At 59.1% G+C, this 12131-nt stretch carries 10 protein-coding genes; 1 reads left to right on the forward strand and 9 read right to left on the reverse strand.

Annotated elements, in window-relative coordinates:
• The first annotated feature begins 112 nt into the window (after nt 1-112).
• Entirely contained in the window at nt 113-1387 is a 1275-nt protein-coding gene (locus tag GOV91_RS20875; protein WP_171236871.1) for a serine hydrolase, read from the forward strand.
• A 59-nt stretch (nt 1388-1446) separates the two neighbouring features.
• On the opposite strand, the gene GOV91_RS20880 is transcribed toward GOV91_RS20875, so the two are convergent.
• The 9 genes from GOV91_RS20880 to GOV91_RS20920 form a co-directional block, all read right to left on the reverse strand.
• Nucleotides 1447-2790 (reverse strand): phospholipase D family protein, encoded by a 1344-nt coding sequence (locus tag GOV91_RS20880; protein WP_254440744.1) that lies wholly within the window; start codon nt 2788-2790, stop codon nt 1447-1449.
• A gap of 539 nt (nt 2791-3329) precedes the next feature.
• Nucleotides 3330-4835 carry an aldehyde dehydrogenase (NADP(+)) gene (locus GOV91_RS20885; protein ID WP_171236873.1) on the reverse strand — a complete coding sequence of 502 codons (1506 nt, stop codon included), beginning with the start codon at nt 4833-4835 and terminating at the stop codon, nt 3330-3332.
• A gap of 1 nt (nt 4836) precedes the next feature.
• Complete coding sequence (locus tag GOV91_RS20890) at nt 4837-5835, reverse strand: 4-hydroxythreonine-4-phosphate dehydrogenase PdxA (protein ID WP_171236874.1); 999 nt, start codon at nt 5833-5835, stop codon at nt 4837-4839.
• 2 nt (nt 5836-5837) lie between these two features.
• Entirely contained in the window at nt 5838-6548 is a 711-nt protein-coding gene (locus GOV91_RS20895) for a GntR family transcriptional regulator (RefSeq protein ID WP_171236875.1), read from the reverse strand.
• A gap of 1 nt (nt 6549) precedes the next feature.
• Nucleotides 6550-7464: a dihydrodipicolinate synthase family protein gene (locus GOV91_RS20900; RefSeq protein ID WP_171236876.1), complete on the reverse strand. Its 915-nt coding sequence runs from the start codon at nt 7462-7464 to the stop codon at nt 6550-6552.
• Nucleotides 7461-8636 (reverse strand): L-rhamnonate dehydratase, encoded by a 1176-nt coding sequence (locus GOV91_RS20905; protein WP_171236877.1) that lies wholly within the window; start codon nt 8634-8636, stop codon nt 7461-7463. The genes GOV91_RS20900 and GOV91_RS20905 overlap by 4 nt, the downstream gene beginning before the upstream one ends.
• A 3-nt stretch (nt 8637-8639) precedes the next feature.
• Nucleotides 8640-10142, reverse strand: a complete 1503-nt coding sequence (locus GOV91_RS20910; protein ID WP_171236878.1) for a tripartite tricarboxylate transporter permease — start codon at nt 10140-10142, stop codon at nt 8640-8642.
• 7 nt (nt 10143-10149) lie between these two features.
• The gene (locus GOV91_RS20915; RefSeq protein WP_171236879.1) at nt 10150-10632 is read right to left on the reverse strand and encodes a tripartite tricarboxylate transporter TctB family protein; all 483 of its coding nucleotides are present in this window, start codon (nt 10630-10632) and stop codon (nt 10150-10152) included.
• A 62-nt stretch (nt 10633-10694) separates the two neighbouring features.
• Nucleotides 10695-11645: a tripartite tricarboxylate transporter substrate binding protein gene (locus GOV91_RS20920; protein WP_171236880.1), complete on the reverse strand. Its 951-nt coding sequence runs from the start codon at nt 11643-11645 to the stop codon at nt 10695-10697.
• Between the last annotated feature and the right edge of the window lie 486 nt (nt 11646-12131).

Consider the following 12131-nt stretch of genomic DNA (forward strand, 5'->3'; position numbering starts at 1 on the left):
GGCCGCGGCCATACTTCAGTTGCAATTCATTTGGAGCGATACTGCCATGCCAAACACTTCGTTACTTTCAAAGTCCAATTTTCCAGTTCTTGCTCTTATTGGAGGTTTGATTATGCAAAGCCTTGGAACTTCTCCTGTAAATGCTGAGGACGACCCATATGCGACACCGCGAGAAGATTTTTCCATCCGTGACCTGCGGAATGGTTACACGGCCGAGCAATCCTACGACCTGAGCTCTGAATGGAATTTGCAGAAGTTCCTCGACATCACCGAAGCCGGGGCGTTTTCATATATGAACCTCGCCGAGTTCCTGCCGAGTTCTGTCATTCGTCGCGACGGGGCCGTCGCGATGCTTGCGACAAACTTTAACGATGCCATAGGAGCTACGAGCGTCCCAGGCGCTGACGGCAATGCTGTGTCGCTCGACGAGATGATTAATGCTGATGATTCCACAGTGCAGGGCGTTATGGTTCTACACAACGGCGAAATCGCTTACGAGGCCTACCCAGGAATGCGCCGGACGGACAACCACGTTTGGATGTCCAATGCAAAGATTCTCTCGAGCTTGCTGATCGGTCAATTGGAAGATGAGGGTAAAATCGACGTTCAGAAAACTGTTGGCGATTATGTAGATGGCACCAAGGGAACAGCTTGGGAGAACATAAAGGTCATCGACGTCCTGAACATGCAGTCTGGTTTGGATCTGGAAGAGAACCCCCTCTCACGCAAAGGCGATACACCATATGGGCGCTTTGTCAGGGCTGAGGTTGGTGTTGCGAACGAAGAAGGCGTTCTGCAAACTCATAACGAAGCCCTGTTTGCTATACCCAAACTGCGGGAACCGGCTGAGGCTTTCGAATACTCCTCTGCAAACACACAAATGCTTGGTCTTGTCATTGAAGCCGTTACGAACCAGCGACTTGGTGAAGCGATCACGGAGCGGGTCTGGAGCAAAGCTGGAATGACTGGCGATGCCACCCTGGCGCTGTCACCTCAAGGAAACGGCATAATACACGGCCTGATCAGCAGCCGATTGATCGACATGGCAAAGATTGGTCTGCTCTACACGCCAAGCTGGGACAAGACAGCGTCAGACCGCATTGTATCTGAAAAGATGATCGACACGATCCAAACAGCGGGTGTCGCCGAAAACTACATGAAGGGAACACTTGGCCCACACCTTTCTGACGCATTCCGTGAACAACCGATGGCAAACGCATACCAATGGGATGCCGTTTTTGCCGATGGCGATTTCTACAAAAGTGGGATGAATGGCCAAGGAATCTATGTCTCTCCAAGAAAAGACGCCGTTGTCGTTTGGTACGCAACCGGAGGTGCCAGTATCGACATGGAAGCCTACGCTAGGGCCATTGTGACTTCTCTGTAAGTCGGATCAAGCACTGGCATCTCTGGCCGCAGGTCAATGGATTGTCGGTCGTTTGGTGACTAGAGCATCCATTCGACCGGCAGCCACCTGACCACGGCCGTCAGGGCACGCTGTAAATTGTTGGTTTCTGGATCCGCGGTATGAATGGTGACTGTCCCATCCTGCTCTTCTTGCAGCCAGATCATCTCGCCGCTGTCGTTAAGTTCGACGCGATAAGAAAACTCAGGCCGGTTCAATTGCTCCGCAAGCGCCTTAGTTATAGTTGGGCTTTCGATCATAAGACCCATTTCTGTATTCAGCCGCGCGGACCTGGGGTCGAGGTTGTAAGAGCCTATAAAGATCCGTTCTCCATCCGATCCAAAGACTTTTGCGTGTAGACCGGAGGCCGATCCTGCCAGCTTCTCGGGCAGGCTGCGCTCGCGATGTTCGCGCCGCAAAGCTCGAAGCTCAAGTAGTTCTACACCACTGTTGAGCAAGTCTTCCCTGTAACGCATATAGGCCGCATGAACGGGCATTACATCCGTGGCATCCAGTGAATTGGTTAAGACGCGGATCTTCACTCCGGACTTTGCCAACCCTTCCAGAACCTCCGCCCCTCGTTCCCCCGGAATGAAATACGCAGAGACCAGGTCCAATGAGATTTGAGAGGTTTTGGCGAACTCGATAAGTTGTTCGACAATCAGGTCTTCTCTTTCGACTTCGCCCAACCCTTTTGACGGGTCGTCGACAAAAAGCGTGACTTCGCTCCACTCGAACTTCAGATCATGTGCCGCTATCCGGTCGGCCAGTTCATTATCCTGAATTGCCCTTTGATAGCCTGCGCCAACCGCAGTCTGGCGCGCGGCGTCTGCCTTTGCTTTAAGGCTTTTTTCCGCCAAAGTTTCCAAAAAGAGCCCAGCGTCGTACGCGGAGGCACTATTCCAATATGCGTCGAATGATTGCGACACCTCATCTACAATCGGGCCGATGGCTATCGCGTCTACATCCAGGTAGTGCGTTCCCACCCCGTAGTCGAAATAGATGTCACCGATGTTGCGTCCCCCAACTATCGTGGCGACCCCGTCCACAGTCATTGATTTATTGTGCATCCGCCGGTTCAGGCGTCCAAAGTCAAATGCATATGACAGAAGTTTTGGGTTCCTCAAAGTGAATGGATTGAAAATGCGTACATTTGCATGTGGCAGAGCGTTCAGTTCGGCGAGCAAATCATCCAATCCGGCAATGCCGTTATCGTCGACCAACAATCTGACGCGCACACCACGCTCTGCTGCTGCCCTGAGCTCTTCCAGAAGCATTAGGCCGGTAACGTCATCTTGCCAGATGTAGTACTGAGCATCGATTGAGGATGTCGCTTCACGGGCGAGGATCGCCCGGGCCGCAAAGGCTGCGCGTCCATTTCCCAAAGGCCTTACACCGTCGAGCCCTGGGTTGCGTTCAAGTGCATTTTTGATTGTTGCACCTAATGGCCCATCCCAATCGGCATCTTTCTTAAACGTTGGCTCAGAAAAATTTTCATTAGGAAGTGGAAAGGTCCACCTTAACCCGACTATGGCCACTGCCATTATCGCCACCAAAATCAAACATATTCTGATTAGCCGCATTCAGGGTTCCATAAATGGCGCTTCGGATTATCCTTGCAGCTGAGATTGGCCTATCCACAGATGGTTTTTCAAGAGTTTGGGTCAGAGCAACCGACTGAGCACCGAACTTTGTCCGCTTTGGGCTCGAAGCGGCCGTTCGCCTAAATATCGCGCGCGACTGCTATGCGGACGAAGTCACCGTTCGCTGCACCTGCAGCTTGGTCAGTTCCGAATTTCTGGAAGGCGTAGAAAGCGGTCTTTGCAAAGTCCCACGAGTCGCCCAAAGCCGCCATCTATTCCCGCAGCATGCAGTGGCAGATTTGGGAGATCGGTGTCAAACTGAGCGCCCGGACCACGCCGGATCAGGCGGTAGGCAGCAAGGCGTCGGCCATATTCTGGTAGCAGACTGGGCGCAGGAAGCGTCTGATCGACAGAGTCCCGACCGAGGTGGCGCCGAAATTGGTGGAGGCTGGGTAGGGGCCGCCGTGGACCATGGTATCGGAGACCTCGACCCCGGTAGGGAAGCCGTTGGCGAGGATGCGTCCCGCCTTGCGTTCGAGGATCGGCACTAGCGATTGTGCCGCCTTAAGGTCGGCGTCGTCCATGTGCAGCGTGCAGGTGAGTTGGCCCTCAAGGGCAGTCGCAACGGCACGCATCTGGTCGAGGTCGTCGGCCTCGACGATCAGGCCGAGGGGGCCGAACACTTCCTCACTAAGCGCCTCATCCGCCAGCCAGTCGGCAGCGGAGACCCGGTAGAGATAAGGCTTGGCGTCGCGCTGGTCGCACATAGTGGTCAGCACCTCGCGCACGCCGGTGCCTTTGGACACACGGGCTTGCCCGTCGCGATAGGCCGCCGCGATACCGTCGGTCAGCATGGTCTGGGCGCCGGTCTCTTTCAGCGCGGCGCTGGCGCTGTCGGCGAGCGTCTCGGCCTGCTCTTTCAGCACAACGGCAATGCCGGGATTGGTGCAGAACTGCCCCGCGCCCATGGTCAGAGATCCGGCCCAGCCGGTGCCGATCTCACCCCCCCGCACCTCCATGGCGGCGGGCAGCAGGAACATCGGGTTGACCGAGCCCAGCTCGCCAAAAAACGGGATCGGCTCGGGGCGCTGCGCGCAGAGGTCGAACAGCGCCCGGCCTCCGGCGAGGCTGCCGGTGAATCCGACCGCCTTGATCAGTGGATGCTGCACCAGGCGGGTGCCCACATCGCGCTTGCCGCCCTGCACAAGGGAGAACACGCTGGGATGCGCGCCACATTTGGCGATAGCGGCATGGATTGCCTCGGCGATGATCTCGCCGGTGCCGGGATGGGCGGAGTGGCCCTTGACCACCACCGGGCAGCCTGCGGCCAGCGCGGCGGCGGTGTCGCCGCCGGCTGTGGAGAAGGCCAGCGGGAAGTTGGAGGCACCGAACACCGCGACCGGGCCGATGGGGCGCTGGATCATCTTCAGTTCCGGGCGTGGCAGGGGCGCGCGATCCGGCAAGGCTTCGTCATGGCGCTGATCGAGATAGTCGCCAGCGAGGATATGCGAGGCGAAGAGGCGCAGTTGCCCGGTGGTGCGGCCGCGCTCGCTCTGCAGGCGCGCCTCGGGCAGGCCGGTTTCCTGGGTGCCAATCTCGGTGATCGCCTCAGCGCGGGCTTCGATCTCGTCGGCAATGGTGTGGAGAAAGGCAGCGCGGTCCTCGCGGGTGGAATAACCAAAGGACCAGAACGCCTCTTCGGCGGCCTCGACGGCGGCATCCACATGGCCCGGCGTGCCGACCGAGAAGTCATGCGCGGGTCCGTGGGCGGGATCAGAGGTGAAGGTGGCATCTCCGGCGACCCAGTTCCCGGCAATCAGGTGTTTTCCGTGTGGTGTGAATGTCATCTTACTTGTCCCAGTGTGTAACCATGTTGCACGCAATGTCGAAAGCGGCACGTGTGGCGCCAACATCAGCGCGGCCCTGTCCGGCGATGTCAAAGGCGGTGCCGTGTGCGGGGGTGGAGACCGGGATCGGCAAGCCGCCCTGCACGGTGACGCCGCGATCAAAGCCCAGCAGTTTGAGGGCGATCTGGCCCTGGTCGTGATACATGGTGACCACCGCGTCGATTTCCTTGGCCACCGCCTTGAGGAACACGGTGTCAGAGGGCCACGGGCCATCGACGGCCATCTGGCCCTGGGCAAGTTTGCGCACAGTCGGTTCGAGAATGTCGATCTCTTCGGTGCCGAAATTGCCGCCATCGCCTGCATGCGGGTTGATCGCGGCCACCGAAATCCGGGGGCGTTCAAGGCCCGAGCGGCGCAGGGTGTTGTGGATCAGGTGTACCGCTTCGGCCACGCGCTCTTCGGAGATCGTGTCGGCCACGTCGCGTAGCGGGATATGGCTGGTGACGCGGCTGGTCCACATGCCGTCCAGCGTGTTGAGCTCCGATATGTAGTTGGTCACGCCCAGCTTTTCGGCCATGTAATGCAACTCGTCATCATGCCCCAGACCGGCCAGATGCATGGACGCCTTGTTGAACGGGCCAAAGACAATCGCATCGATCACGCCGGTTTGTGCGAACTCGAGCGCCTGATCCAGCGTGCGAAGAACCGATGCGCCCCCGGCCTCGGTCACTTCGGCGACCTGCACCTTGTCCGCCGAAATCGTGTCCATGGCGTGAAAGGCAAACGCTTCGACCTCGGTCCAGTTCGATGTTTCGGCATCAACTGCAGTCATGTCGAAGTCCTGCCCGGCCACGGCCTGTCCGGCTTGGAACACATGCGCATCGCCGATCAGAAGGATATCTGCGGCCTCGGCCACGCCTTCGTCAGCCAGCAGACGCGCAATCAGTTCCGGCCCGATGCCGCTGGGGTCACCGGGGATAATGCCTATTTTGGGTTTCATGTTCAGTCCTCTGGGGCTTCTTCGTTGTCCTGTGAGCGGATACGGGCGATATTCTCGATCGTGCTTTTCAGATGGTCTCGCAATGCACGGCGTGTGGCCTTGGCGTCGCGTTTTTGCAAGGCGTCGGTGATTTCTGCATGTTGAGACAGGGTGTTGTCGCGCCGGTCCACCTGTTGTGACGACAGGAACCGGGCACGCCAGAGGCGGGCGTTGTATTGCCGGTGGGTTTCGATCAGCGGCTCGTTCCGGCTGGCCTCGACAATGGCGGCGTGGAACTGCATGTCGAGGCGAAAAAAGTCCAGGGGTTTGAGCGTGTCTGACCCTTCAGCCATCCGTGCGGCCAGCCGTACGATATCAGCAATTTCGGCCATGGTGGCCTCGCGGCAGGCGGTTTCGCCTGCCAGCGCCTCAAGCGCGCCAAGAACCGAGATATACTGTGTCAGTTCGTGCAGCGACGGATCGGCCACACGCGGGCGGCGGGTGGCGGAATATTCCACCAGCCCTTCGATTTCGAGCAGGCGCAGCGCCTCGCGCAAGGGCGTGCGTGACACACCCAACGCCTCGGCCAGATCACGCTCGGGAATCGCGGTACCCGGCGTCAGTTTTCCAAGCAGAATGAACTCACGCAGATTGTCCGCAGCTTCCTCAGCAAGGGTCCGGCGGGGGCGCACCCCGCCTTCCTGTTTCAATGTATCCAGCCAGGCGTCGCTCAATTTACTTTCCCCAATTCAAAACCAGCGGATCCAGCGGCCTCAGCAGGTCTATCAGGCGGGCGCGGATTGCCGGGTGCAAGGGCGGGATCGGGTGGCGGCTGAAATCAGATTTGATCACGCCGCCCTCGACCATGGCCGCCTTGCATGACTGCCAGCCACATTGCCGGTTTTCGTGGTTGATTGCCATGGCCACGCGACCATATGCGGCGGTCGCCTCTTCGATGCGACCCGCATGGTGGTGGTTGAGGACGGGCTTGATCTGATCGACGATCATGCCCGAGGTCATGGATCCGGTTGCGCCCGCGTCCAGGTCGGCCAGCAGCGTGATGGCTTCTTCCCCGTCAAAGGGGGCTTCGATGGCGTCGCCCCCCTGTTCGATCAGTGCGCGGATCTTGTTTGCGGCGCGGGGGCATTCAATCTTGAACAGCTTGACCGCCTCGATTTCTCTGGCCATGCGCACCAGAAGCGAAACCGGCAGGTCCACGCCGGAGAGCGGCGCATCCTGCACCATGATCGGGATGCCGACCTCGCCCACCGCCGCGAACTGCTCGAAACTCTGCTCGGGCGTGCCTTTGAGCAACGCGCCGTGATAGGGCGGCATCATCATGACGACATCGGCACCCAGATCCTTGGCGAATTGTGCGCGTTCCACTGCGATCTGCGTCGCGTAGTGGCTGATGGTGACAATCACCGGGACGCGGCCCGCTACATGTTCCACCGACAGGCGCGCCAGAACCTCGCGTTCAGCATCCGAAATCAGGAACTGTTCGGAGAAATTGGCCAGCACACAGATGCCATCTGCGCCCTGATCGATCAGGCAATCCAATGCCCGTTTCATCCCTTCGAGGTCAAGTGAGCCGTCTTCGTTAAACGGGGTTGGCGCAACGGGCCAGATGCCAGTGTAGGGGCCGCTCATTCCGTCACCTCGAAATCGCTCAGGTACTTGTCGGTGATCTCGATCCCCAGACCAGGCTTGTTGTCATCCAGATCAAGGAACCCGTCCACTGCATCCGGGTCGCCATCGAAGATGTAATAGAACAGCTCGTTACCTACTTCGACATCGAAGACCGGGAAATACTCCGAAATCATGCAATTCGCATTGGCCATGGTCAGATGGTAATTGTGCATCTGCCCGGCATGCGGAATGACCGGCACCTGAAAGGCTTCGGCAATGGCGTTGATTTTCTGCGCTGCGGTGATGCCGCCCACGCGGTTGGTGTCATATTGCAGGACGCTGACGGCCTTTTTCTCGATTAGGTCTTTGCAGCCGATCACGGAAAACTCATGCTCGCCGCCCGAAATGGGCACGATGTTCATGGCGTTCAGTTCACGATAGCCTTCGACGTCGTCAGCAATCACCGGCTCTTCCAGCCAGCGGGGTTCATATCTGGCCAGCCTGGGCAGCATGCGCTTGGTGTAATCGACATTCCAGCCCTGATAGCATTCCAGCATCAGATCCACGTCATAGCCAATGACTTCGCGCACCGCTTCGACCCGCTTGAGATTTTCGCGCATTCCTGCCGGCCCATCCTTGGGGCCCCAGCCAAAGCGCATCTTGTATCCCTGGTAGTTGTTCTTGCTGGCTTCTTCGGCCTCGGCCTGCATGGACTCGATGGGCCCGGAATAGAGCTTGGAGTAATAGACCGGGATCTTTTCCTTGGTGCGGCCGCCGAGCAGTTTGAAAACGGGCTTGCCTGTCAGCTTGCCCATCAAGTCCCAGATCGCGAGGTCCACCGCCGAGATCGCGGTCATGCCGATGCCCTTGCGGCCCCAGGCGTGTGACCGGCGGTACATCTTTTCCCAGAGATAGGCGTAATCAAACGGATCTTCGCCGATCACCATAGGTGCAAACCACTCGTCAATCGCCTGTTTCACCACGTTCGGCGCAAGGGCTGCATTGCCGATCCCGATGGTTCCGTCTTCGGTCTCAATCTCGCAGGTCAGCCACTGGTGGAAGCGGAAGGACGACATCGCATCGCCTTTCTCCCACAGCAGATCACTGGCATTGGTGCAGAAATTGCCTTGCGGAGGAACAGTCTTGCCTTTCCAGTTCCAGACGCGCGTGCGGACGGATTTTACTCTTGTCATTGCTTATTCTCCGGTCGACTCGACGGGCGAGCGTTGTTTGAAGAGCAGTCCCCAGACCATCGGGCCGAACAGGGCCAGTCCGGTCAGGACAAAAAAGAAGAGGGCCAGCGGACGGGTGAACATCAGCCACCACTGTTCGTCCAACATCACCATGGACTGGCCCAGGCGGGTTTCCAGCATGCCGCCCAGGATCAGGCCGATGGCCATGGGCACCACCGAGAAGCCGTGGCGGCGCATGAAGAAGCCGACGATGCCCGAGCCGATGGCAATCCACACATCCATCATCGACTGTTCCAGCGCATAGGCGCCAACGATCGAGAAGATGAACACGATGGGCCACAGGATCTGGATCGGGATCAGGGTGACGCGGGCAAAGATCTTGGCGCCCCAGAGACCGATGAAGAAGAAGATCACGTTGACCAGCATCATCGACCAGAAGATGGCGAATGCGAAATCGGCCTGTTCAGTGAACATGGTGGGGCCGGGGCGCAAACCATGGACCATCAGGCCGGCCAGGATCACTGCCGCCGTTGGGCTGCCGGGGATCCCCAGTGCCAGGGTTGGCACCATGGCACCGCCGGTGGCCGAGTTGTTTGCGGCTTCGGAGCCTGCGATGCCTTCCAGTGATCCCTTGCCGAATTCCTCGGGCTTCTTGGACCAGCGTTTGGCCTCGTTATAGCCGATCATCGAGGCCACGGTGGCGCCCTCTGCCGGCAGGATGCCGATGAAAGTGCCGATGCCGGACGAGCGCAGGATGGTCTTCCAGACACGGGCGTAATCTTCACGGCTCGGTAGCTTGATCGCCTTCATGATCACCTGCTTGCGTTCCACATGCAGGTTGTCGGCCTGGATCAGCAGTTCCGAGATGCCGAACACGCCGATCATCACCGGCACAAACGGAATGCCTTCGCTGAGTTCATTCATGCCGAAGGTGAAGCGTTCGATCGAGGTCAGCAGGTCGATGCCGACCGTAGCCAGCAGCACGCCGAAGGCACCCGAGACGATATTCTTGACCGGAGATCCGTCCCCGATGGTGGACAGCATCGACAGGCCGAACACGGTGAGCGCGAAATATTCCGGCGGGGCAAAGTTATAGGCGGCCCGCGCCATCAGCGGGGCGGCCGCCATTAGGGCTACGACCGAGATGATGCCGCCGATGGTCGAGGAGACCGCCGCCATCCCCAGCGCGCGGCCTGCCTCTCCCCTTTGGGCTAGGGGATAGCCGTCTAGGCAAGTGGTGGCACTGGCCGATGTCCCCGGCGTGTTGATGAGGATGGCGGTGATTGCCCCGGCAAAGGTCGCGGCGCAATAGATCGTGGTCAGGATCGCGATGGCCGGGATCGGGTCCATCGTGATGGTAAAGGGCAAGAGCAGGGCGACGCCTGTGGTGGCGTTCAGGCCCGGCAGGGCGCCCACCAGAACACCGCCCAGGGTCGCGGCAAAGATCAGCACCAGGAGCTGCGGATCGGCGAGGGCCATCAGGCCGTTGAGGATAGCTGCGTCCATGGGTCAGTTACTCATACCAGAAGTTGGTCAGCAGACCGCGCGGAAAGCGGACTTCGAAAATGCCGTCGAACAGGAAGAACACGGCGGTGGGGGCGATGAGGCCGACCAGCACGATCGCCCAGATCCGGCGTTCGCCCCAGAGGGCGGCCAGCGAGGCGGCGAAAAGGCTAAGGGCCAGGAACAGGTCGATCTCGCCCACCATCACGAAACCGATCAGCAGGCCCATCGTCATCTGCACCATTTTGGTGAGGCGTTCTGGCGCTTCGGAACGGTCGCGGAACAGCAGCCAGATCGACAGAAAGATGATCAGGCCGAGCACCAATTGCGGGAAATCAGATGGCTGCATCCCGCGTTTCAGGATCGGGGGAACCCGCTCGAACTGGGTGCTCAGCCACCAGGCCCAGGCGCAGAACGCGATGATGCCCAGCGGAATCGCCATGCGCGAGATCGCGCGGCGCTGCGAAACGGGGTTTTCGGTGGGGGTCTGCATGTCAGATCTCGAAAGGGAAAGAGGGCGCGGCGATCGGAACCGCCGCGCCGCAAATGGTCAGGTTACTCGATGAAGCCGAGCTCTTTCAGAGCCGCTTCCATGTCGGTGACCATAGTGGTGATCTGGTTGCCCCAGGCCTCCGATCCGACGACCGAAGTGCTGTCGAGCCCAACGCTGTCCAGGAAGCCCTGGTAGACACCGTGGTTCATCGAATTCATCAGTGCGTCCTCGATCTTGGCGGCAACATCATCGGGCGTGTCCTTGTGAACAACAAAGCCGCGCACGGTCGAGAAGCTGACATCGATGCCCAGTTCCTTGGCGGTGGCGACATCCGGCAGGCCGGACATGCGCTCATCGGCCAAAACCACGATCGGGCAGACATCGCCTGCGTCGATCTGAGACCCGGCCTCGGCCAGGTTCAGCACGGCTGCGTCAACCGCACCGGCCACCAACTGGGTTGCCAGTTCACCGCCGCCGTCAAACGGAACGATCTTCGGGGTCTGCATGCCGCCCTTCTTGGTGAACATGAAGGCCGAGACGTCGTCGATATTGCCGAGGTGGGTGGTACCGTAGGAAATCGGCGCTTCTTTCTGAGCCGCGACAAAGGCTTCGGCGTTGTCATAGGCGCCACAGCGGACCATCAGGATCTGCGGGTCGTCGGTGCCGCGGGCGATCGGACGGATATCGTTTAGCGTCATCTTGGTCTTGCCCTTGGCCAAGGTGGCCGCGTGGCCGATGGTGAAGGTCAGGATGGTGTAACCGTCGGCAGGAACTTCGAGATAGTGGTCCATGGCAACGGCGCCACCGCCACCTTTCTTGTTGACCACGACCATGTCGGTTTTCAGCTCACGGCGGGCGCGGAGCATCATCATCCGGGTGGTGACGTCCGTGCCGCCGCCATTGCCGGCGTGGGTCACGACTTCAATGGTCTTGGACGGGTATTCGTCAGCATTGGCCACAGCGCCTGTCAGGGCCATTGCCGCCACGGATACGGTGGCGAGAAACTTCTTCATTCTGATCCTCCTCAGGGTACCGAACCGACCGCTCCCAACGGGCCGATTCGCAATCTCACGAGGATGATGTATCAGGTATTTGGTGTTTGGTATACCAAAAATCGCCGCCAACAAAAAAGACCTGCAAATTCGGGAATGGTTTCGTGAGCGCAGGACAAAAGGAAATCCAGCTCAAGACCGGTAACAATTGAAAGTGAAAGTGATTGTCAGCTTTTCAAACAACGCTACCAATGAGCGTGTCCGCTTCGGGCTGAGTGCGGCCTGATGCGCTTGCAGCACTAAGGTTACAGGCTCAAGTCCGCTCTGGCTCAGAGCAGCCGTTCGCTGCATCTGATGCCAACGGCCGCTCAGTGGACGGAGCAGACATTCAAAGCAAAGGCCGATGCCGCCAGCGGCCCTTCGGATTTAGAAAGCTTGCAAGGCGGAACGGCAGCGATGCACAGTGGACGCATGTCAACCTTTCAACGGATCATTCTACCTGCAACC

The organism is Ruegeria sp. HKCCA6837 (assembly GCF_013034475.1).
GTDB lineage: Bacteria > Pseudomonadota > Alphaproteobacteria > Rhodobacterales > Rhodobacteraceae > Ruegeria.